This is a genomic window from Streptococcus sp. KHUD_017 (assembly GCF_054861245.1).
Genome location: NZ_CM142175.1, coordinates 1,362,425 through 1,385,874, shown reverse-complemented (window position 1 = coordinate 1,385,874; position 23,450 = coordinate 1,362,425). Strand labels below are relative to the sequence as shown.

The 23,450-nt window shown below is 38.0% G+C and carries 22 protein-coding genes; 21 read left to right on the top strand and 1 reads right to left on the bottom strand.

Going from position 1 to position 23,450, the window contains the following annotated elements; genetic code table 11:
- Positions 1–36: 36 nt before the first annotated feature.
- Entirely contained in the window at positions 37–1,488 is a 1,452-nt protein-coding gene (locus ACVAMZ_RS06840) for an alpha-amylase (RefSeq protein WP_461684426.1), read from the bottom strand.
- A gap of 259 nt (positions 1,489–1,747) precedes the next feature.
- Between ACVAMZ_RS06840 and ACVAMZ_RS06835 the strand changes: the two genes are divergently transcribed.
- The 21 genes from ACVAMZ_RS06835 (at position 1,748) to mecA (ending at position 23,446) form a co-directional block, all read left to right on the top strand.
- On the top strand, positions 1,748–2,911 hold the full coding sequence (locus tag ACVAMZ_RS06835; RefSeq protein WP_461684425.1) for a class I SAM-dependent rRNA methyltransferase: 1,164 nt from the start codon (positions 1,748–1,750) through the stop codon (positions 2,909–2,911).
- On the top strand, positions 2,908–3,585 hold the full coding sequence (aroD, locus tag ACVAMZ_RS06830) for a type I 3-dehydroquinate dehydratase (RefSeq protein WP_461684424.1): 678 nt from the start codon (positions 2,908–2,910) through the stop codon (positions 3,583–3,585). Before ACVAMZ_RS06835 ends, aroD begins: the two co-directional genes overlap by 4 nt.
- Positions 3,575–4,429: a shikimate dehydrogenase gene (locus tag ACVAMZ_RS06825; protein WP_461684423.1), complete on the top strand. Its 855-nt coding sequence runs from the start codon at positions 3,575–3,577 to the stop codon at positions 4,427–4,429. The genes aroD and ACVAMZ_RS06825 overlap by 11 nt, the downstream gene beginning before the upstream one ends.
- A gap of 18 nt (positions 4,430–4,447) precedes the next feature.
- A complete protein-coding gene (gene aroB / locus ACVAMZ_RS06820) occupies positions 4,448–5,515 on the top strand; it encodes a 3-dehydroquinate synthase (protein WP_461684422.1) in 1,068 nt (355 codons plus the stop codon).
- A gap of 9 nt (positions 5,516–5,524) precedes the next feature.
- The gene (gene aroC / locus ACVAMZ_RS06815) at positions 5,525–6,691 is read left to right on the top strand and encodes a chorismate synthase (protein WP_006151452.1); all 1,167 of its coding nucleotides are present in this window, start codon (positions 5,525–5,527) and stop codon (positions 6,689–6,691) included.
- Between the two features lie 9 nt (positions 6,692–6,700).
- The gene (locus ACVAMZ_RS06810) at positions 6,701–7,804 is read left to right on the top strand and encodes a prephenate dehydrogenase (RefSeq protein ID WP_461684421.1); all 1,104 of its coding nucleotides are present in this window, start codon (positions 6,701–6,703) and stop codon (positions 7,802–7,804) included.
- An 11-nt stretch (positions 7,805–7,815) separates the two neighbouring features.
- A complete protein-coding gene (locus tag ACVAMZ_RS06805; RefSeq protein ID WP_461684420.1) occupies positions 7,816–8,154 on the top strand; it encodes a YlbF/YmcA family competence regulator in 339 nt (112 codons plus the stop codon).
- A gap of 253 nt (positions 8,155–8,407) precedes the next feature.
- Entirely contained in the window at positions 8,408–9,568 is a 1,161-nt protein-coding gene (locus ACVAMZ_RS06800; RefSeq protein ID WP_461684419.1) for a TPM domain-containing protein, read from the top strand.
- 168 nt (positions 9,569–9,736) lie between these two features.
- Positions 9,737–11,020: a 3-phosphoshikimate 1-carboxyvinyltransferase gene (aroA, locus tag ACVAMZ_RS06795; protein WP_461684418.1), complete on the top strand. Its 1,284-nt coding sequence runs from the start codon at positions 9,737–9,739 to the stop codon at positions 11,018–11,020.
- Entirely contained in the window at positions 11,013–11,489 is a 477-nt protein-coding gene (locus tag ACVAMZ_RS06790; RefSeq protein WP_461684417.1) for a shikimate kinase, read from the top strand. The genes aroA and ACVAMZ_RS06790 overlap by 8 nt, the downstream gene beginning before the upstream one ends.
- A complete protein-coding gene (gene pheA / locus ACVAMZ_RS06785) occupies positions 11,486–12,334 on the top strand; it encodes a prephenate dehydratase (RefSeq protein WP_461684416.1) in 849 nt (282 codons plus the stop codon). The genes ACVAMZ_RS06790 and pheA overlap by 4 nt, the downstream gene beginning before the upstream one ends.
- A complete protein-coding gene (locus tag ACVAMZ_RS06780) occupies positions 12,331–13,650 on the top strand; it encodes an LCP family protein (RefSeq protein WP_461684415.1) in 1,320 nt (439 codons plus the stop codon). Before pheA ends, ACVAMZ_RS06780 begins: the two co-directional genes overlap by 4 nt.
- Before the next feature lie 140 nt (positions 13,651–13,790).
- On the top strand, positions 13,791–14,627 hold the full coding sequence (locus ACVAMZ_RS06775; protein ID WP_414257943.1) for a LicD family protein: 837 nt from the start codon (positions 13,791–13,793) through the stop codon (positions 14,625–14,627).
- Positions 14,617–15,720 (top strand): glycosyltransferase, encoded by a 1,104-nt coding sequence (locus ACVAMZ_RS06770; RefSeq protein WP_461684414.1) that lies wholly within the window; start codon positions 14,617–14,619, stop codon positions 15,718–15,720. Before ACVAMZ_RS06775 ends, ACVAMZ_RS06770 begins: the two co-directional genes overlap by 11 nt.
- A gap of 1 nt (position 15,721) precedes the next feature.
- Positions 15,722–16,708, top strand: coding sequence for a glycosyltransferase family 2 protein (locus tag ACVAMZ_RS06765; RefSeq protein WP_461684413.1), 987 nt, complete (start codon positions 15,722–15,724; stop codon positions 16,706–16,708).
- 15 nt (positions 16,709–16,723) lie between these two features.
- Positions 16,724–18,190 (top strand): O-antigen polysaccharide polymerase Wzy family protein, encoded by a 1,467-nt coding sequence (locus tag ACVAMZ_RS06760; protein WP_461684412.1) that lies wholly within the window; start codon positions 16,724–16,726, stop codon positions 18,188–18,190.
- Positions 18,183–19,220, top strand: a complete 1,038-nt coding sequence (tarQ, locus tag ACVAMZ_RS06755; protein WP_461684411.1) for a teichoic acid biosynthesis protein TarQ — start codon at positions 18,183–18,185, stop codon at positions 19,218–19,220. Before ACVAMZ_RS06760 ends, tarQ begins: the two co-directional genes overlap by 8 nt.
- Positions 19,221–19,453: 233 nt before the next feature.
- The gene (locus ACVAMZ_RS06750; RefSeq protein ID WP_461684410.1) at positions 19,454–20,941 is read left to right on the top strand and encodes an oligosaccharide flippase family protein; all 1,488 of its coding nucleotides are present in this window, start codon (positions 19,454–19,456) and stop codon (positions 20,939–20,941) included.
- Positions 20,942–20,950: 9 nt separating this feature from the next.
- Positions 20,951–21,754: a LicD family protein gene (locus tag ACVAMZ_RS06745; RefSeq protein WP_461684409.1), complete on the top strand. Its 804-nt coding sequence runs from the start codon at positions 20,951–20,953 to the stop codon at positions 21,752–21,754.
- Positions 21,755–22,561, top strand: a complete 807-nt coding sequence (locus ACVAMZ_RS06740) for a LicD family protein (RefSeq protein ID WP_461684408.1) — start codon at positions 21,755–21,757, stop codon at positions 22,559–22,561.
- 147 nt (positions 22,562–22,708) lie between these two features.
- Complete coding sequence (mecA, locus tag ACVAMZ_RS06735) at positions 22,709–23,446, top strand: adaptor protein MecA (RefSeq protein WP_006148076.1); 738 nt, start codon at positions 22,709–22,711, stop codon at positions 23,444–23,446.
- Positions 23,447–23,450 lie beyond the last annotated feature (4 nt).

The window sequence follows — 23,450 nt, the reverse complement described above, 5'->3', positions numbered from 1 at the left end:
TGAAAAAACTTGCCATAGGCAAGTTTTTTTGTGCTCTTAATAAGTAATCCCCCAAACACTGACTGAACGCTCAGCAACTGGGAAGTCGCCGTATCCTTCGGCAGTAATAGTTACTTGTTCTGGATGGTTCCCAAGCAAATCAACAAATGTTCGATTTGCCCACTCTTGACCGACATACATGGTTTTGTAATTTTCTTGAGCATTTGAGATAAGAACGGCGATAGGTGATTGGTTGTCAGTGCCAGAACGGACCCAACCGATACAATTAGGGTCATCAAAGTAGTCCGTTTGCTCACCGTAAGCTAACTCTTTTCGGATAGCTAGCAAACGGTTAAGGACATCTTTAAAGTCTTGCTGGGCAAATTGACCAGAAATACCGTAGTAGTCTCCGTAAAAGACACAGGGAAGACCCTGTTCACGCAAAAGAATAAGAGCATAGGCTGCTGGCTTAAACCATTCTTCAACAGTAGATTCGAGGGCTTGACCGCGTTGTGTATCATGGTTTTCGACAAAGGTCACAGCTCGATCCGGATTGATTTGAGCCAGACTATCATCAAAAATAGTTGTTAAATCATAGTCAGCTCCTGCCTGGCTTGCCTCAAAGAGATTCATATGAAGGCGAACATCAACAAGATCAAAGCGTTCTTCAATCTTTTCAAGATAATCCAGATTAGCTTCCTTATCAGGATTCCAGAATTCTCCGAAAACATAGAAGTCTTGACCATATTTTTCCTTGATATCGCGTATGAAATTGCGCATAAAGAAAGAGTCAATGTGCTTAACTGCATCTAAGCGAAAGCCTGATACACCAGTCGTTTCGATAAACCAATTTGCCCAGTCATAGATATTCTGGATGACTTCGGGGTGTTTGAAATCCAGGTCTGCGTACATGAGATAGTCATAGTTACCATTTTCGTTATCGACTAATTCTTCATGAGCCCAACCTTTGTTTTCTCCCTGAATGAGATAGATGCCAGACTTCCGTCTTTTGGCATCGTAGTCAGTTCCAGTGAAATGGTACCAGTGCCAGTGGAAATCATTGTAGGTGTTTTGTCTTCCATCAAAAGTAAAGTTTGTCCAACCATTGATGGTAAAAGGTTCTCCAAGTTCAATTGTGCGATCTTCTGGGTCGACTTCAATAACCTGGAAGGATTCTAAACGGTCTGCAGCTGCCTTGTGGTTTAAGACGACGTCAGCCATAGGTTGAATCCCATGTGATTTAAGTGTTTGAATGGCTTGAAGATAGTCTTCTTTAAAGCCGTACTTGGTACGCACAGTTCCTTTTTGGTCAAATTCACCGAGGTCAAAAAGGTCATAGACACCATAACCGACATCTTTTTCGTTGGTAGCTTTAAAGGCAGGTGGCATCCAGACGTGGCTAATTCCTAGATTTGCAAGGTGCTCAGCATCATCTGTAAGTCGCGTCCAGTGTTGTCCATCGTGGGGAAGGTACCACTCAAAATATTGTATTAGGGTTTGATTTTTCATAGATAGTCCTCATACTTAACAATTTGAGAATAATTTTACCACAAAGCAAGCAAATGAGCAAACGTTTGCGCTACAAAAATAGACCTTAGGATGTGGATGTCTATTTTTACGGTAATAGAATGAAATTTCTCAACACAAATGACCATTCTCATTTAGAAATCATCAGCAGAAACGAAAAGTTTGGATAGTTCCTATGACATCAATGGAGAAATCACTTTCTACTTTGTGAATTTTCAACAAATTTGATATAATTGTATCTATGAATAAAGTATTCGTTAGTCGGCGTGTCGAAAAAAAGCTCCGCAAAGGTCAGGTTCTTTTGGAAGAAGTTGATTTTTCAGACTTATCTGAAACTGATCAAGAAGTTGAACTTTTCAGCCAAAGCAAAGAATTTTTAGGAAAGGCTTATTTATCCCGTCAAAATAAGGGAATTGGCTGGTTTATATCTAACCAGAACATTTCTTTTAAACAAACCTTCTTTGAAAGCTTGTTTGAAAAAGCCAAACAAAAACGTTCTTCCTACTATCAAGATGAGTTGACAACTGCCTTTCGTTTGTTTAATCAAGAAGGCGATGGATTTGGTGGAATGACGCTGGATCTCTATGGAGATTATGTTGTCTTTTCCTGGTATAACTCCTATATCTATGGAATTCGTCAAGAGATTATTGCAGCCTTTAATCAAGTTTTTCCAGAAGTCCTAGGTGCCTATGAAAAGATTCGCTTTAAAGGTCTAGACTATGAGTCTGCTCATATCTATGGTCAAGAAGCAGCTGAATATTTCACTGTTCTTGAGAATGGAGTCTTGTACCAAGTCTTTATGAATGACGGTCTTATGACAGGAATTTTCTTGGATCAGCATGAAGTTCGTGGGAGTTTGGTTGATGGTCTGGCTATGGGGAAATCCTTACTCAATATGTTTTCCTACACAGCGGCCTTCTCAGTCGCTGCAGCTATGGGAGGAGCTAGTGAAACAACCTCTGTAGACCTAGCCAAACGTTCAAGAGAACTATCAGAAGCTCATTTTCATGCCAATGGTTTGAGTCTAGACAATCATCGACTGCTTGTCAAGGATGTCTTTGAATATTTTAAATGTGCTAAAAGAAAAGGTTTAAGCTATGACGTGATTGTTCTGGATCCGCCTAGCTTTGCCCGAAATAAAAAACAAACATTCTCTGTAGCTAAGGATTATCATAAGTTGATTTCCCAAAGTCTAGAGATTTTAAACCCAGGTGGAATCATTATTGCTAGTACCAATGCGGCTAATGTTTCCCGTCAAAAATTCACAGAACAAATCGACAAAGGATTTGCAGGTAGAAAGTATCAGGTCCTTCATAAATATGGACTTCCAGCAGACTTTGTCTACAATGAAAAAGATGAAAGTAGTAATTACCTCAAAGTGATTACCATGAAGGTTAGTAAATGAAATTAATTGTTTCTGTCATGCCAAGAAGTATAGAAGAGGCTCAGGCTATTGATGTTATGCGGTATCATGATGCAGATATCATTGAGTGGAGAGCAGACTTCTTACCCAAGGAAGCTATCTTGCAGGTAGCGCCAGCTATTTTTGAAAAATTTGCAGGTCGTGAGCTTGTTTTCACTTTACGTACTCGTGCCGAGGGTGGTCAAATTGAGCTCTCTTCAGAAGAGTATGTTCAAATGATCAAGGAAGTGGCACAGCTTTATCAACCAGATTATATTGATTTTGAGTATTTTAGCTACAAGGATGTTTTTGATCAGATGTTGGACTTTCCAAATCTCGTCTTGAGCTACCATAACTTCCAAGAAACACCTGAGAATCTAATGGAAATCTTGTCTGAGTTAACAAGTTTAAATCCTAAGGTTGTGAAAATAGCTGTTATGGCTAATACAGAACAAGATGTGTTGGATCTGATGAACTTTACACGTGGCTTTAAAACACTGAATCCTGAACAAGAATATGTAACGATTTCTATGGGAAAAGTGGGCAAGGTCTCTCGTATTACTTCAGATGTGACCGGTTCTAGTTGGTCTTTTGCAAGTCTAGATGAAGCTAGTGCTCCAGGACAAATTTCACTATCTAGCATGAAAAAAATTCGGGAGATACTAAATGAAGATTGATGGCTACACACGTTTAGCAGCTGTAGTCGCAAATCCTATCAAACACTCCATTTCTCCCTTTATTCACAATAGCGCTTTTGAGGCAACCAATACCAATGGAGTTTATCTTGCTTGGGAAGTAGATGCGGCTGAACTAGCAGAAACAGTTGCTAATATTCGTCGCTACCAGATGTATGGAATCAATCTTTCCATGCCTTACAAGGAACAAGTGATTCCTTATCTGGACCAGTTGAGCGAAGAGGCTTGTTTAATTGGTGCAGTTAATACAGTTGTGAATCGAGAAGGAACATTAATTGGATATAACACAGATGGCAAGGGATTCTTTAAGAGCTTGCCTTCTTTTAAAATATCAAGGAAAAGACTGGTTTTGTTAGGTGCAGGCGGTGCAGCCAAGGCAATTTTGGCACAGGCAATCTTGGATGGAGTGAGTCAGATTTCTGTCTTTGTTCGTTCTTCATCCATGGAAAAAACAAGACCTTACTTAGAAAAAATACAGAATGCGACTGGATTTAGAGTAGATTTATTTGCTTTAGAAGATCGTCAAGACCTTCAAGACAGCATCACTCATGCTGATCTCTTAGTCAATGCGACCAGTGTGGGTATGGATGGAACCTCTCAGCCAATCCCATCTAGCATCGTTTTACCAGACAAGCTCTTGGTAGCAGATGTGATTTATCAACCCTTTGAAACACCGTTTTTAAAATGGGCAAGAAACCAGGGAAATCAATCTATCAATGGCCTTGGCATGCTGCTTTACCAAGCTGCTGAAGCTTTTGAGTTATGGACAGGCAAGGAAATGCCAACAGATCAAATCTGGGAATTATTAAAACAAAAGTACCAATAAATAAAAAGGAGACCTGCTATGAAAATTAGAATAGACCTTCCACATCATCCTTACGATATTCAGATTGAAAAAGGATGCTTGTCTCAAGCAGGAAAATGGTTGCGCGAACTTTGGCAACCACAAAAGATTGTTATCATAACGGATAACCGTGTGGCTTCACTCTATGCAGAAAAGGTTAAATTGAGCTTAGAGGATGCTGGTTTTCAAGTGGCAGTTTTTGACTTTCTAGAGGGTGAAGAGCGAAAAAATCTAACCACGGTTCAAAAGGCTTATGAATTTCTAGTTAAGCAAGACTTGACTCGCAGTGACGGAATCGTAGCTTTAGGTGGTGGTGTAGTTGGTGATTTGGCTGGTTTTGTGGCTTCAACCTACATGCGAGGTATTCACTTTGTTCAAATTCCGACTAGTTTGACTGCCCAGGTTGATTCCTCTATCGGTGGTAAGACGGGTGTAAACACCCCTTTTGCCAAGAATATGGTGGGGACTTTTGCTCAGCCGGCTGGTGTTTTGATTGACCCAACTGTTCTTGAGACCTTGGGTAAGAGAGAGTTGATTGAAGGAATGGGTGAAGTCATCAAGTATGGCCTCATCGAAGATCCTGAGCTTTGGGACCTATTATCTAAAATGGATGGTTCTGTGGAAAGCATTTTGGAACATTCCGAGAGTTTGATTGAGCATTCTTGCCAGGTGAAGCGCAAGATGGTGGTTGAGGATGAGTTGGATAATGGCATTCGTTTATATCTCAACTTTGGTCACACAATTGGCCATGCCATCGAAGCAACTGCTGGTTACGGAAAAGTCATGCACGGTGAGGCAGTAGCTATGGGAATGGTTCAGGTCTCTAAGGTAGCAGAAGAAAAAGGCCTCATGCCAGTGGGAATAACCCAGTCTATCCGAGAGATGTGTCAGAAATTTGGTCTTCCTGTTGATTATGAAAACTGGGATGTTGACAAGCTCTATCAGGCTTTGACTCATGACAAAAAAGCGCGTGGTAATACCATGAAGTTAGTTTTGGTACCAGAACTTAGTTCAGCGATGATTCACCCAGTTTCTCTCGAAGAAATGAAAGATTACTTAGTAAAATAAGGAGAATGTATGAGATATTTAACAGCAGGAGAATCACATGGTCCTCGTCTGACAGCAATTATTGAAGGAATTCCAGCAGGACTGCCTTTGACTGCAGAAGATATCAATGAGGATCTCAAACGTCGCCAAGGCGGTTACGGGCGTGGTGGACGTATGAAGATTGAAAGTGACCAAGTTGTCTTTACTTCTGGTGTTCGCCACGGGAAGACGACAGGGGCTCCTATCACCATGGATGTCATTAACAAGGATCATCAAAAATGGCTAGATATCATGTCTGCCGAGGATATTGAGGACAAACTCAAAAGTAAACGAAAAATCACACATCCTCGTCCAGGTCACGCAGACTTGGTTGGGGGCATCAAATACCGCTTTGATGATTTGCGAAATTCTTTGGAACGTTCATCTGCCCGTGAAACAACTATGCGGGTTGCAGTTGGAGCAGTAGCCAAGCGGCTTTTAGCTGAGCTTGATATCGAAATTGCTAACCATGTTGTTGTCTTTGGTGGTAAGGAAATCAATGTTCCAGAAAACTTAACAGTCTCAGAGATTAAGAAACTGGCTGCCCAGTCTGAAGTTTCTATCGTCAACCAAGAACGTGAGCAGGAGATTAAGGACTATATTGACCAGATTAAGCGAGATGGGGATACCATCGGAGGTGTTGTGGAAACAGTTGTCGGAGGTGTTCCAGTTGGTCTTGGTTCTTATGTCCAATGGGATCGGAAGCTAGATGCGAGACTAGCTCAAGCAGTTGTTTCAATCAACGCCTTTAAGGGTGTGGAGTTTGGTCTTGGTTTCAAAGCAGGCCATCTTAAGGGTAGCCAAGTCATGGATGAAATCCTCTGGTCATCAGAAGATGGCTATACTCGTCGGACTAATAACCTTGGAGGTTTCGAAGGTGGTATGACTAACGGACAACCGATTATCGTTCGTGGAGTTATGAAGCCAATTCCGACTCTCTACAAGCCGTTGATGAGTGTCGATATTGAAACTCATGAACCTTATAAAGCAACAGTAGAGAGAAGTGATCCTACTGCTCTTCCAGCAGCAGGTGTCGTTATGGAAGCAGTCGTAGCAACGGTTTTGGCTCAAGAAATCTTAGAGAAATTCTCCTCTGATAATCTGGAAGAATTAAAAGAAGCTGTTGCGAAACATCGGGAGTATACAAAGAATTATTAAGGAGTTCTTATGGCAAAAACCATCTATATCGCAGGACTAGGTTTGATTGGTGCTTCCATGGCACTCGGAATCAAGCGGGATCATCCTGATTATGAAATTTTAGGATACAATCGTAGTCAAGTGTCTAGAGATATTGCCTTGGAGAGAGGAATGATTGACCGAGCGACGGATGACTTTGCCAGTTTTGCTCCACTTGCAGACGTCATCATTCTTACCCTGCCAATCAAGCAAACCATTACCTTTATTAAGGAATTGGCCAACTTTGACTTGAAAGAAGGTGTCATTATTTCTGATGGTGGCTCGACCAAGTCAGCTATCGTGGCTACAGCTGAAAAGTGTTTTGCTGATAAGTCTGTTCGCTTTGTTGGAGCTCATCCTATGGCAGGGAGCCACAAGACAGGAGCTGCCTCTGCCGATGTCAACCTCTTTGAAAATGCCTATTATATCTTGACGCCATCTAGTCTGACAACTCCGGATACGCTCGAAGAAATGAGAGACTTGCTATCAGGTCTTCATGCTCGTTTCATTGAAATCGATGCTGAAGAGCATGACCGAGTGACTTCTCAGATTAGCCATTTTCCGCATATCTTAGCATCAGGCCTGATGGAACAAACTGCAAGTTATGCTGAAGAGCATGAAATGGCGCGACGCTTTGCGGCCGGTGGATTTCGAGATATGACTCGGATTGCCGAAAGCGAGCCAGGTATGTGGACTTCTATCCTCTTATCCAATCGAGATACCATTATTGAACGCATCGAGGACTTCAAGGACCGTTTGGACGAAATTGGACAAGCTATCAGTAAGGGTGATGAAAGCCAAATCTGGAACTTTTTCAATCAAGCGCGTGAACAACGACAGGCTATGGAAATCCATAAACGTGGTGGTGTAGATAGTTCTTATGACCTTTATGTAGATGTTCCCGATGAGGAAGATGTGATTTTACGCATCTTGGAATTGCTACGCGGAACTTCTTTGGTCAATATCCATATCAATGAGGAAAACCGTGAGGATGTTCACGGGATTCTGCAAATTTCCTTTAAGAATGCTCAGGATTTAAAACGTGCTGAGCAAGTCATTACAGAAAATACAGACTACACAGTCGTTATTAAATAAGGAGGACAATTATGTCAAATATTTATGATAGTGCAAATGCACTAAGTCGTGGACTACGCAAATTGCCTGAATACAAGGCAGTTAAAGAAGCTAGAGATGCCATCCAAGCGGATGCAGAAGCAAGCAAAATTTTTGCAGATTATATTGCTTTTCAACATGAAATCCAAATCATGGCACAAACTGGTCAAATTCCAGATGCTTCTTTCCAAGAAAAAATGGAAGACTTTGGCAAGCAGATTCAAGGAAACTCTCTCTTGTCAGAATTCTTTGCCAAACAGCAACAACTTTCTATTTACCTTTCTGATATTGAAAAAATTGTCTTTGAACCAATTTCAGAATTGCTAAAATAAAAAAATTATTTTGTATATGATTTATTGGCATTTTTTCAATCGTATTTTTATTATCGGTAACTACTGTGTAAGCTAGAATTATTAGCCCAGACTGTTTAATAATGACTGTGGGAATGATTGTCTATACTAATAAACAAAATGAAAAACAAATTTGAAAGTTTCTAACTATAGAGCTGAGTTAATTGGAGCAGATAAAGATGCAAAGTTTGTACCTAAAATCAATTTAACTGATTAGTCTTGTGGGGGATCTCCTATGAAAAAGTTAATTTTACTCTTAATTATCCCTTTATTCTTTTTTATGCCTCTAGTGGCGGCTAATATGGTTGTTCCAGATCGGCCTTTAAATGGTATATACGATCCTAATGGTTATTTAACCACTAGTGTTGCAGAAACGTTAGAGAGTATGAATGCTGGAAGTGAAACCCAAGTAGGTATTTACATTGTAGATACCCTGGACGGTTCCAGTATCGAAGAGGTAGCCAATGAGGTTGCACGCAAATGGAAAATTGGGAAACAAGATTCTAACAGTGGAATTTTAATCGCTATTGCTATAAAGGATAGGAAGTTTCGTATTGAAACATCCAACGAAGCAGCAATTTGGCTTACTGACTCGAAGGCTCGTTCTTTACTAAATGATTCGAAGCCTTACATGAAAGAAGGGAAATACACTGATGCTCTTAACAGAATTCTAGTAGGTATCTCTAAAGCCGAATCTGGAAAAGCTGAAATCATAAACAAGAAAGAGAATAAGAATAGTTGGCTTCCAAAAATCGATGAAAAATTATTAAAAAATAATGAAGGACTTAGTAAGTATTTCAATTACATTCCGTTTCCGATATTGTTCTATCTAATGTTCTTTCTTTTACTGAGTTTAGTAACGTGGTTCAGGTACTTAAAAAGATGTCGCTTTTCTAAGTATGAGTACGAGGGGAAGGGGAAACTGTATCCAGATTTTCCTGACTTTGTACCTAACGATACGTGGACTGAAGAACGTAAATCTTACTATAAAAAAAATAAGCGTTTAATTAGGTCTCAATATAACTACGCAGGATATAACAAACTCTATCCAGACTCAAAAGGTTTTCTGCCTAATGATACTTGGACTACATTACTGATAGAAGCATACTACGCAGAAGTTAAAAGAAAGCAACTAGATAGGCTGAACCGCTCTCAATACTCTTATAATGGGAAGGGAAAACTCTATCCAAACGATAAAGATTTTGTGAAGAATGATTCTTGGACTCCCGAGCTCAAAAAAAGCTACTATGCTTCACAAAGAGTACAGTCAAGTTCTTATGGTAGATTAGATTCTTCTACATCTAGATATGATACTGGTAGTTCTAGTTCATCTTGGTCTTCTGATGATTGGGATGGCGGAGGATTTGATGGTGGTGGCTCTTCAGATAGCTGGTAAATTGAAAGTGAAAAAGAATTGCTATTAAAAAGCTTCAGTTGAAATAAATCAAAAAGGTAAAAGTGTATTGAAAAAATATTATTAACTATCATAAAGTCAGGAATTTTTAAGAAATTTCTGACTTTTTATGATAAAATAAGAAAAAGTATTGTCAGTATGAGGGCCGGTATGAAATTAAAAACAAACATTAAGCACTTAAATGGTAGTATTCGCGTACCTGGGGATAAGTCCATCAGTCATCGCTCTATCATTTTTGGAAGCTTGGCTGAGGGTGAAACGAAGGTTTATGATATCTTGCGTGGTGAAGATGTCTTGTCAACCATGCAGGTATTTCGTGACCTCGGCGTAGAGATTGAGGATAAGGACGGTGTCGTTACCATTCAAGGTGTTGGGATGAATGGATTGAAAGCACCTAAGAAAGCTCTGGATATGGGGAATTCTGGGACATCTATTCGTTTGATTTCAGGTGTCCTTGCTGGCGCAAACTTTGAAGTAGAGATGTTTGGAGATGATAGTCTTTCTAAACGCCCCATGGATCGTGTGACCCTTCCTTTGAAAAAAATGGGAGTTACAATTTCAGGGCAAACTGAGCGAGACTTGCCTCCCCTTCATTTAAAAGGGACGAAAAACCTAAGACCTATTCATTATGAGTTGCCAATTGCATCTGCCCAGGTTAAGTCAGCCTTGATGTTTGCGGCCTTGCAGGCTCAGGGGGAGTCTGTTATTATCGAAAAAGAGTGCACTCGTAATCATACGGAAGATATGTTACAACAATTTGGTGGTCATTTAAGTGTGGATGGCAAGAAAATCACAGTCCAAGGGCCACAGAAACTAAGTGAACAAACGGTTGTCGTACCAGGAGATATTTCTAGTGCAGCATTTTGGTTGGTAGCAGGTTTGATTGTGCCAAACTCTCGAGTGGTGCTTAAGAATGTCGGCATCAACGAAACGCGTACCGGTATTATTGATGTCATTCGTGCCATGAATGGAAAACTAGAAATAACTGAAATTGATCCAGTCGCTAAATCTGCTACCTTGATTGTTGAGTCTTCTGATTTGAAAGGAACAGAGATTGGTGGCGCTTTGATTCCACGCTTGATTGATGAATTGCCCATTATTGCTCTTCTTGCTACCCAAGCACATGGTGTAACAGTTATCAAGGATGCTGAGGAACTTAAAGTCAAAGAAACAGACCGCATTCAGGTTGTGGCAGACGCTTTAAATAGCATGGGAGCATCTATTACTCCTACAGCAGACGGAATGATTATCAAAGGGAAATCTACCCTCCATGGAGCCAAAGTCAACACCTTTGGAGACCACCGTATCGGTATGATGACAGCCATTGCAGCTCTCTTAGTTGCAGATGGAGAAGTTGAATTGGATCGAGCTGAAGCTATTAACACAAGCTACCCAAGCTTCTTTGATGATTTGGAGACTTTGATTCATGGCTAAGGTTTTACTAGGTTTTATGGGTTCAGGAAAAACTACTATTGCTAGAAAGCTGGATTCTGACTTCGTAGATATGGATGCCTTGCTGGAAGGCCGAATGGGGATGCCGATTGCTCGTTTCTTTGAAGAAAAAGGAGAGGCTGCCTTCCGCCAGCTAGAAGAAGAAGTTCTAGCTGACTTGCTAAAGACAGATAAAGTTATTTCTACAGGCGGAGGGATTGTTATTTCGCCACGTAATCGTGCCTTGCTCAAGCAAAATCCAGACAACATTTACCTTAAAGCAGATTTTGAGACACTTTACCAGCGAATTTCAGCTGATAAGGACAATCAACGCCCACTATTTTTAAAGAATAGCAAGGAAGGTTTAGCTGCGATTTTTAACGAAAGACAGGCCTGGTATGAGGAAGTAGCTAGTCGAGTTGTAGATGTGGCAAGATTAAGCCCAGAAGAAATTATAGAGGAACTGAGATGAAAATTGCCTATCTAGGTCCTAAAGGATCTTTTTCGCACCATGTGGTGCAAACGGCTTTTCCTCAAGAGGAACTAGAGCCTTTTTCAAATATTACAGACGTTATCAAAGCATATGAACAAGGTTTGGTTGACTATTCAGTAGTGCCAGTTGAAAATTCTATTGAAGGTAGTGTTCATGAGACCTTAGACTATCTTTTCCACCAGGCTCGAATTCAAGCTGTGGCGGAGATTGTGCAGCCAATTCATCAACAGTTGATGGCGGTGCCAGGGCAAGTTAAAATTGAGAAAATCTTTTCTCATCCGCAGGCCTTGGCGCAGGGGAAGAAATTTATTGATGAGCATTATCCAGACACTCAACTAGAAGTCACTGCTAGTACAGCCTATGCTGCGCGCTATGTTTCCGAGCATCCAGATCAGCCTTTTGCGGCTATTGCTCCCAAGAGCTCTGCTGAGGAATATGGACTAGAATTAGTCGCTCAAGATATTCAAGAAATGGAAGCTAATTTCACGCGTTTTTGGGTTTTGGGACCTAACTTACCACAAATTCCCTTGAATGCAGATTCTGAAAAGATGAGCTTAGCCTTGACCTTGCCAGATAATCTACCTGGTGCATTGTATAAGGCTCTTTCCACCTTTGCTTGGCGGGGAATTGACCTGACTAAGATTGAAAGCCGTCCTTTAAAAACAGCACTGGGAGAATACTTTTTCATCATTGATGTGGACTATGCTGATAAAGAACTGGTCCACTTTGCTCAAAAAGAATTAGAAACGATTGGAATCCAGTATAAAGTACTAGGTGCTTATCCTATCTATACCATACAGGATAAAGGGAAGGAGAAGGAATGACTAGAGAAAATCCTCTGACACACCATGAAAAACTACGTTACGACTATCTATTAAAAAACATCCACTATCTAAATGATAAAGAAAAGCGAGAGTTTGCTTTTTTACAAGCTAAGCTGGATGGTCAACAAGAAGTGCGCTCCGTTGTCCAAGAAGAAGTAGAAAATCAAGAATACACTGAATTGAACACAGGTCTTCCGAGTTATACGAATCGCAGCCGTGCTAGTCGACGTACTAGTCTGCCTCAACCAAAAGCTAAGATTCCTAAGCAGAAGAAACCAAAGAAAAAAAGAGGTTTTCGTTTTAAACGCTTATTTGCTTGGTTAGGAATGATATTGCTTTGTGTAGCAGTAGGAATGATCGTCATGTTCTTAAAAGGCTTCCAATCGGCGAACCCTAATAGTTCAAATGGGCCCAAAGATGCCAAAGCTGCTCAGGTTGAAGTCTTCAATGGACAAGATACGCGTGATGGGGTTAATATTCTTATTTTGGGTACGGATGGCCGTATTGGACAGAATAGTGCAGAAACACGGACAGATTCCATTATGGTTTTGAATGTAAGTGGTAAAGATAAAAAATTGAAGCTCGTTAGCTTTATGCGTGATAACCTAGTCTATATTGATGGGTATAGCCAAGTCATCAATGGTCAAAAACAGACCGACCATAAATTAAACTTGGCCTATGAATTAGGGGAACAAGAAGGTAAACAAGGAGCTGAAATGGTCCGCAAGGTCCTCAAGGATAATTTTGGTCTAGATATTAAGTACTATGCCCTTGTCGATTTCCAAGCCTTTGCGACAGCCATTGATACGCTTTTCCCTGACGGTGTGACTATTGATGCCCAGTTTTCAACCCTAAACGGGGTTCCTGTGACAGAAGCGACTGTAGGCGATGACTTGCATGCAACGGAAACTGAGTCACCGACTCAAACCATTCGAGCTGGAAAACAACAGATGAATGGGTCAACTCTTCTGAACTATGCACGTTTCCGTGATGATGATGAAGGGGATTATGGTCGTACTCGTCGACAACAGCAGGTCATGACAGCTGTTTTACAGCAAATTAAAGACCCGACAAAACTTTTCACAGGCTCAGAAGCACTAGGAAAAGTATTTGCCATGACCTCTACAAATCTTCCATATACCTTCTTATTGACCAACGGTTTATCAGTCCTTGAAGGAGCGCAGAATGGTATTGAAAGATTGACAGTCCCAGAACTTGGAGACTGGGTAGACGACTTTGACGTATACGGCGGTCAATCCCTTCGAGTGGACCAAAAAGCTTACCAAAATAAATTGGCCCAAATGGGATTTAGATAAAATGTAAAATGAATCAGAGCTTGAGGTACCTATGAAAATGGGTATCGTGGGCTTTGATTTTTCACATGGTCAGATGGATTTATAAACTATTTTTATGGTATAATAGAATGATGTATTCTATAGAAGAGGAAGAGAATGATATGAGTGATTTAAAGGCAATTCAAGCTCGTAGCCTAGAGATGGCTGAATATTTTGTCGCCTTTTGTAAAGAACACGATTTACTCTGTTATTTGTGTGGTGGAGGAGCTATTGGAGCTCTACGAAATAAAGGTTTTATCCCTTGGGATGATGATTTAGACTTCTTTATGCCTCGCAAGGATTATGAAAAACTAGCAGAGCTATGGCCTCGTTATGCGGACGAGCGTTACTTCCTATCAAAAAGTGATAGAGACTTTGTTGACCGCAATCTCTTTATCACTATTCGAGACAAGGAGACGACTTGTATCAAGCCTTATCAACAAGATTTGGATTTACCACACGGCTTGGCCTTGGATGTTCTTCCCTTGGATTACTACCCTAAAAACCCAGCTGAACGTAAGAAGCAGGTACGTTGGGCTTTGATTTATTCTCTCTTTTGTGCACAAACCATTCCAGAAAAGCACGGAGCTCTCATGAAGTGGGGTAGTACCATTTTACTAGGATTGACTCCTAAAGCCCTTCGCTATCGTATCTGGAAAAAGGCTGAGAAAGAAATGACCAAGTATGGACCAGCTGAAAGTGATGGCATCACAGAGTTATGCTCAGGTCCAGGTTACATGAAGAAGAAATACCCAATTCAAGCCTTTGAAGACAACATTTTCTTACCTTTCGAAGGAACAGAAATGCCTATTCCAGTTGGTTATGATGCCTATCTCAGTACAGCTTTTGGTGACTACATGACACCACCACCAGCTGACAAGCAAGTGCCTCACCACGATGCCCTTATAGCAGATATGGATAAGAGTTACACTGAATATAAGGGAGAATATGGTGGATAAGAAGAAAATTTTATTTTTTATGTGGTCTTTCTCCCTAGGAGGCGGTGCCGAAAAAATCCTTTCTACGATTGTTTCAAACTTGGATCCGGAAAAGTATGATATTGATATCCTTGAAATGGAACATTTTGATAAAGGATACGAACCTGTGCCTGAAAATGTGAGAATTTTAAAAGCTTTTCAAGATTATCGTCAACCAAGATGGTTAAGAGCGCTTTTATGGAGATTGAGAATTTATTTTCCAAGGTTAACAAGACGCTTACTTATAAAAGATCACTATGATGCAGAGGTTTCCTTTACTATTATGAATCCTCCTCTTTTATATTCTAAACGACAAGAAGTGAAGAAGATTTCTTGGATTCATGGAAGTATTGAAGAATTTTTAACAGATAGTTCGAAGCGTGATTCTCATAGACGACAATTGGATGCTGCTGATAGGATAGTAGGAATTTCAAAGAAAACCAGCAATTCTATCAAAGAAGTTTATCCAGATTACTCACAGAAATTAGTAACAGTCTATAATGGTTACGATTTTGAAAGTATTTTGGAAAAATCAAAAGAAAAGATTGCTATTGAGATAGCTCCTCAGAGTATCTGCACTATTGGACGTATTGAAGAGAATAAGGGCTCTGACCGAGTAGTAGAAGTTATACGACTGTTGCACCAGCAAGGCAAGAAATACCATCACTACTTTATAGGGGCTGGGGACATGGAAGAGGAGTTGAAAAAACAAGTCAAAGAGTATCAACTTGAGGATTACGTTCATTTCCTTGGTTATCAAAAAAATCCATATCAGTATCTTTCTAAGATGCAAGTTCTTTTATCCATGTCCAAACAGGAGGGTTTTCCTGGAGTCTATGTTGAAGCCTTGAGTCTGGGTGTCCCCTTTGTGTCTACCGAGGTTGGCGGAGCAGAAGAATTATCTCAGGAAGGACGATTTGGTAAAATCATTGAAAGCAATCAAGAAGCAGCTCAAGCAATTGATAACTACATGACAGCTACATCAAGCTTTGATGTCAATGAAGCCAGTCAATTTATTCAGCAATTTACGATTGCTAAACAAATTGAACAAGTAGAAAAACTAATAGAGGAGTAGCATGGAAACTGCATTAATTAGTGTCATTGTTCCAGTCTATAATGTGGCGCAATACCTTGAAAAATCAATAGCATCCATTCAGCAACAAACCTATCAAAATCTTGAAATCATTCTCGTTGATGATGGGGCGACAGATGAAAGTGGTCGCTTGTGTGAACAAATTGCTGAGCAAGATGAACGAGTTTTGGTTTATCACAAGGAAAATGAAGGCTTGTCTCAAGCTCGAAATGATGGATTGAAGCAAGCCCATGGAGACTATGTTATTTTTATAGATTCGGATGATTATATACATTCTGAAATGATTGCTAGCTTATATCAACAATTAGTCAAAGAAGATGCGGATGTTTCCAGCTGTGGTGTTATGAATGTCTATGCCAATAGTGAGAGTCCGCAAACTGAAAATCAGGATGATTATTTTGTATGTGATACCGAAACATTCCTTAGAGAATATTTAATTGGTGAGAAAATACCTGGTACTATTTGTAACAAACTCATCAAAAAGGAAGTTGCAGCACAGTTAACTTTTCCAAAAGGTTTGATTTATGAAGATGCCTACTATCATTTTGATCTCATTAAAGTAGCTAAAAAGTATGTTGTTAATACCAATCCATACTATTATTATTTCCATCGAGGAGATAGTATTACTACCAAACCATATGCGGAAAAAGACTTGGCTTACATTGATATTTATCAAAAATTTTATACTGAAGTCGTTAAGGAATATCCAAACTTAACAGAAGTAGCTTTTTTTAGACTTGCATATGCACATTTCTTTATCTTGGATAAAATGCTTCTAGATGATAATTTCAAAGAGTTTAAAGACTATCCAAGGATTTATGGCTACTTGAAAAAACATGCCTTTGCTATTTTCAAAAATACCATTTTTAGAAAAGGAAGACGTATTAGTGCTTTAGCCTTATTTGTAAATGTAAGATTGTATAGAATATTATTGTTTAAAAATATTGAGCAGTCGAAAAAAATTAATTAGAAAAGGAGGGCTGAGATGATTGATGGCAAACGAATGTTGCTAACGGTTACGATTCTAAGCTATATCGTAACCATAATAAGTGGAATCACTTATTTGTTTACCAGTAACAACGTAGGACTTCTGACAACTTTGCTTTTGCTCTTAATTAGCAGTCTGCTACTTTGCTGGAATAATATCAAATACTATTTGATTCACTTTATATTCTTTATCACAATTTTTATATTTTTGGTATCCAGACCCACCATTGATTATTTCAGAGATGGAGCACTTGACACTTACCAACCAATTGCTTATCGATTTGCTTTCCTAGCTGTCATCGTATCCATTTTAGGACTAACAATAGGTGGTTTTATAGCCAATTATTATCTTGTTCGGAAAAGCAAAGCTCCTATAAAAGTGGAAAAAACAGCGAATGTCAATTATATAAAAAAATTACGCTTTGTTTCATTGAGTGTATTTCTGCTCACCTATCCATTTTATTTCCTTAGATTATTTGAGCGCTTGCTATACCGTTTGCAAACTTCTTATTACAATTATTATGCAAATTTTGAAAGTCAATTGCCCTACTTTACCTATATCTTATCGACTTTCACGGTTTATGCCATGTGTGTTTACTTAGCAACCAAACCTAAAAAGTCACATGCGACAATGGTTTTAGTTGCCTATATCGCGGCTAACTTGATTCACTTAGTAATTGGTACCAGAAATCCCTTTATTCTAAGTTTGATTTTTGCCTTTGTTTACTACTTTATGCGTGAACAAACGGAGAAAGGTAAATGGATCGGTTTCAAAGAAAAAATGGCTATTTATCTTGGAACACCTGTTCTCATGCTTGCGATGGGAGCATTAAACTATGTTCGTGATAATGCTCAAGTGTCCCATAGTGGAGTTTTTGATTTATTACTCGATTTCATTTATAAACAAGGAACTAGTTTTGGAGTTTTAGCTAGAGGATTCCTGTACAATAGTAGTCTTCCTTATAGAGACTTCCGAAATTTCACTTTTGGTCCGGTTGTTGACTATTTTGCGAGAGGTAGTATCGGAATCATATTTGGTGCCAAACCATTTGAACATACGACAAATAGTATTGAACTAGCGATTGACAGTAATAGTTATGCCCACAATTTATCTTATCTTGTTCTAAATAAAGAATATTTAAGAGGCCATGGTATTGGAAGTAGTTATATCATGGAATTGTATACTGATTATGGTATGTTGGGACTATTTCTACTAAGTATCTTACTTGGTATGCTCTTTATAGCTATGTTGCAAGTGGCATATCGCTCAAGAACAATCTTATTTGCATTATCTTTGCTAATCTTGAATAATTTATTCTTTATGCCTAGAAGTAGCTTCTCAGAAAGTTTCTTTAATCTTTTTACAATGCAATTCTGGGGAATTGTTCTTATTATCATTTTCGTGGCAAAAATGCTTACAAAAGAAAATCATCACTTAATCAAAAAAGGGGAAATACATGTTTGAACATTATTCTGTAGCTGATTTGTTCGCAAATCTTTATAAAAAACGTAAAGTAAATTTGCTAGCTTTACTAGCCTTATTTGCTCTCATAGCTGTACCATTTACTTTAAAAGCTGTTAAAAGTAAAAATACAGTCAAAGATTCTACTAGCTATTCAACTTATATTACCTATAAGATAACTGCTCCAGAAGAATCATCAAAGACAATTTTAAATCATCAAGTTGGTGGCTATAGTGACTTCTATGCAAAACTAATTGATGGTAATCTCAATGGTGCCTTTCTGTTTAATGATGTTGATTCTGATAAGATGAAAGAAATCGCAAAAGATTTAGATACTACAGAAACAGCATTGAAGAATTCTGCAAGTGACTATTGGACAAAAAAATTAACGATCAATCCATTAATTGATGATGCAGGTGTAACTGTTAAAATTTTAACTCCAAGTAAGGAAGTAAATGATTTCCTTGAGAGTAAATTTGACTCTTTGATTGATAAGTTTAAGTCTACTTTTACAGATGTTAAGATTGAGAAACTTGAAACGGTCAACTCTACAGAATTGACTCCGAATGGAGAAGTTGCTCTTGGATTTAACTTGAAAAATCTTATTTTACGCTTAGTGATTATTGGTGTCCTCTGTGTAGTCTTAGTTATTTTAGCAAATATCCTAGTATATCTCTTTAATCCAACTATCAATCGTGCAGGTGATTTTTCTGCTTATCAAGTAGATTTTGTTTCAACTATCACAACTCTTGAAAATCTTTCTGAACTCCTAAGTTATGTGTGCCAAGGCCAACCATTAGCAATTGTAAGTTCAGATAAGCATATCTTGAATAAATTGAAAGCTGAGTATAAGTTGAATCTTGAAGGAGTTCATTTTGTCAATTTGCAAAACATCAAAGAACTTTTAGCATTTGAAAATGTACTTTTCGTAGAAGAATATGGTCTTACTCGCTATAAGAAATTTGAGGAAAGTTTGCAAGAAGTAAGAAATCTCAATCGTTCTGTTTTAGGTGTTATTGCTTTTGCACTCTAATGATTTGATTTACATAAAGAATTAAAAATCATCCAAGACAAAGGAGGACTCGAATGGTCCTTCTTTATCTTTGTGAAAAATTCAGATTTAAAAGAATGCTGTAGAAAAGATTTCCTAGATGATTTGGATAAGATTTCGTCAGGGAGAACAAATATGGTCTGAGGAACAGATTTCCCAGTTAAATAGGTTTTTTAACTAACTTTATGATATAATAAATCAACGAGGTAAATTGAATGAAAAGTATAAAATTAAATGCCCTGGCTTATATGGGAATTCGTGTTTTAAATATTATTTTCCCAATTTTGACGGGTACCTATGTTGCACGTGTTCTAGATCGAACAGACTATGGTTATTTCAACTCTGTTGATACCATTCTGTCTTTTTTCTTGCCCTTTGCAACCTATGGAGTTTATAATTACGGACTTCGAGCTATTAGTAATGTAAAAGATAATAAGAAGGAATTAAATAAAGTCTTTTCATGTCTTTTTTATTTGTGTGTCACTTGTACGATTATTACAAGTATCGTATATCTTTTCTCCTATCCCTTATTCTTTAATAGTAATCCTGTCATCAAAAAGATTTTTTTAGTAATGGGAGTCCAATTGATTGCACAAATCTTCTCAATCGAATGGGTGAATGAAGCGCTTGAGAATTATAGCTTTTTATTTTATAAAACAGCCTTCATTCGTATTCTCATGCTGGTATCCATCTTTTTCTTTGTGAAAAATGAGCATGATATTGTTGCCTATACATTGATTATGAGTCTTTCAACTCTCATCAATTATCTCATTAGTTATTTTTGGATTAAAAGAGATATCCAGTTTGTTAAGGTTACATTAGAAGAATTTAAACCTCTTTTCCTACCTTTGACAGCCATGCTGATCTTTGCAAATGCCAATATGTTATTTACCTTCCTGGATCGTCTCTTTTTGGTAAAAACTGGAGTTGATGTAAATGTCAGTTACTATACGATGGCACAACGGATTGTAACTGTTATCGCAGGTGTTGTTACTGGTGCGATTGGAGTCAGTGTTCCTCGATTGAGCTACTATCTAGGTATTGGAAAAAAAGAAGAGTATGTATATCTGGTGAATCGGGGAAGTCGCATTTTTACCTTCTTCATCATCCCTCTTAGTTTTGGTTTGATGATTTTAGGTCCCTATGCAATACTTCTGTATGGTAGTGAGAAATATATTGGTGGTGGAATCTTGACCTCCCTCTTTGCTTTTCGTACCATTATTCTTGCTTTAGAAACTATTTTAGGATCTCAAATTCTCTTTACAAATGGATTTGAAAAAAGAATTACAGTTTATACCTTATTTGCTGGTGGATTGAACCTAGTTCTGGATAGTCTACTCTATTTAAAAAACGTCATTACACCCGAGTATTATCTGATCACAACTATGATATCAGAAAGTTTTCTACTAATACTTTATGTTATCTTTATTCATAAGACCAAGCTCATTAACCTAGGAAATATCTTCAAATATACGGTGCGTTATTCACTTTTCGCATTGACATTTGTTCCGATCTACTTTTTAGTCAATTTTGTTTATCCGGTCAAAATGGTTGTCAACCTACCTTTCTTGGTCAATATGCTGATTATCATGGTTTTATCAGCCATTAGTTATATTGGATTGTTGGTTTGGACAAAAGATAGTGTCTTTTATGAATTTTTAGGACATTTTGTTTCTCTTAAAAGACGTATAAAAAAATCTTAGGAGGATTAGATGAGAAGATTAAGTATTGAAGAAGCTAAGCAGATTGAACTTGATATTTTAGCTTTTATTGATTCGTTTTGTAAGAAGCATGATATTGATTATTTTATTAATTATGGCACCTTGATTGGAGCTATTCGTCACAAGGGTTTTATCCCCTGGGATGATGATATAGACCTTTCTATGACACGTGAAAACTACGAACGTTTTATCCAGTTATTTCATCTAGAACAATCTAAATATAAGATTTTAGCCCTAGAAACTAATGATCGATATTATAATAATTTTATTAAGGTTATAGATTCGACAACGAAAATAGTGGATACACGAAATACAAAAACGTATGATTCTGGTATTTTCATTGATATTTTTCCAATGGATTCATTCAACGATCTTAAGGTTATCGATGTTTGCTATAAGTTGGAAAGTTTTAAATTATTGTCTTTCAGTAAGCACAAGAATATTGTTTATGGAGATAGTAAGTTAAAAGACCTAATTCGTACCTTCTTCTGGCTTCTTGTGCGTCCGATTTCTCCGCGATTTTTCGCGAATCAAATCGAAAAGCAAATTAAAAAATATAGGGTAGAAGAAGGGAAACACGTAGCTTTTATACCATCAAAAGCTAAGGAAAAGGAAGTTTTTCCAAGTGATTTATTTAATGAACTGATTGAAATACCTTTTGAAAATCTTCTTCTTCCAGCTCCCAAGCAATTTGATGCTGTCTTAAAACAATATTATGGTGATTATATGACTCTCCCACCAAAAGAAAAACAGTTTTATAGTCACGAATTTGAAGCCTATAAATTGGAGGATTAAATGCAGTACTTAGAAAAAAATGAGATTAAAGAAATTCAACTAGGTATTTTGGACTATGTTGATGAAATTTGTAAAAAAAATGACATTCCTTATTTCCTTAGCTATGGAACCATGTTGGGAGCTGTTCGTCATAAGGGAATGATTCCTTGGGATGATGATATCGATATTTCACTGTATAGAAAAGACTATGAGCGTCTATTAAAAGCGATTGAGGAAGATCAACATCCTGTATATCGAGTTCTTTCCTACGATACCTCTTCATGGTATTTCCATAATTTTGCAGCTATTTTAGATACAACAACAGTTATTGAAGATAACGTAAAATACAAGCGTCATGATACAAGTTTGTTCATTGATGTCTTTCCGATTGATCAATTTTCAGATTTGAGCATCGTTGACAAGAGTTATAAATATGTTGCCTTGCGTCAGCTTGCCTATATCAAAAAAGAACGTGCGGTTCACGGAGATAGCAAATTAAAAGATTTCCTTCGCTTGTGTACTTGGTATCCTCTTAGACTAGTTAATCCGAGATATTTCTATAAGAAAATAGATGAGTTAGTTAAAAATAGTGTGACAGATAATCCTACTTATGAAGGAGCTATTGGAGTTGACAAAGAGGGAATGAAGGGTGTTTTTCCAATAGATACTTGTAAAGAATTAATTGTAACAGAGTTTGAAGGAAGAATGATGCCAATTCCAAAGAACTATGATGTTTTTTTGATACAAATGTATGGTGATTACATGACTCCGCCATCAAAAGAAATGCAGGAGTGGTATAGCCATAGTATAAAAGCCTATCGAAAATAGTCAGTTTGTAGAATAAACAGATGATGTAAATATGCTCGCTTGATTCATCAAGTGGGCATATTTAGAACCAATTCCAACGCCATTCTTTTGATAAAATCATTTAAATCTTGTATAATAGATAGAACTGAAAGTATGAGGTTACGAACTATGAAAATGAAACAAATCAGTGATACGACTTTAAAAATCACTATGTCTTTAGAAGATTTGATGGATCGTGGAATGGAAATCGCAGACTTTCTCGTTCCACAAGAAAAAACAGAAGAGTTCTTCTATGCCATTCTGGATGAGTTAGAGATGCCAGACAGTTTCTTGGATACAGGTATGCTTAGCTTCCGAGTGACACCGAAGCCTGATAAGGTTGATGTCTTTGTAACCAAGTCTAAGATTGACCAAAATTTGGATTTTGAGGACTTGGCAGACCTTCCAGATATGGATGAATTGGCGAAAATGTCTCCAGATGAGTTTTTGAAAACATTAGAAAAAACCATGGCAGAGAAAACTAAAGAGGATATTGAAGCTATTCAATCTTTAGAGCAGGTTGAAAAAGAGGAAGAAGCAGCGATTGATGAAATTGCTGAGGTGGATGAAGGAAAAAGAGAACCTTATATCTACTACATCCTACGCTTTGACGACTTAACTAGTTTGGTTTCTTTTGCGAAAACAGTTGATTACCAGATGGAGACTTCAGAACTTTACAAAATGAACGACCAATACTATCTAACTGTCTTGGTTGATGTAGAGGATCATCCAAGTCTTTATCCGGCTTGGTTATTGGCTCGCATGCGTGAATTTGCAGATGATAGTGATATCAGCCGTTCAGTTCTCCAAGAATACGGTCAAGTCATCATCAATCACGATGCCGTCCAAGGACTCCAAAAAGTATAAATAG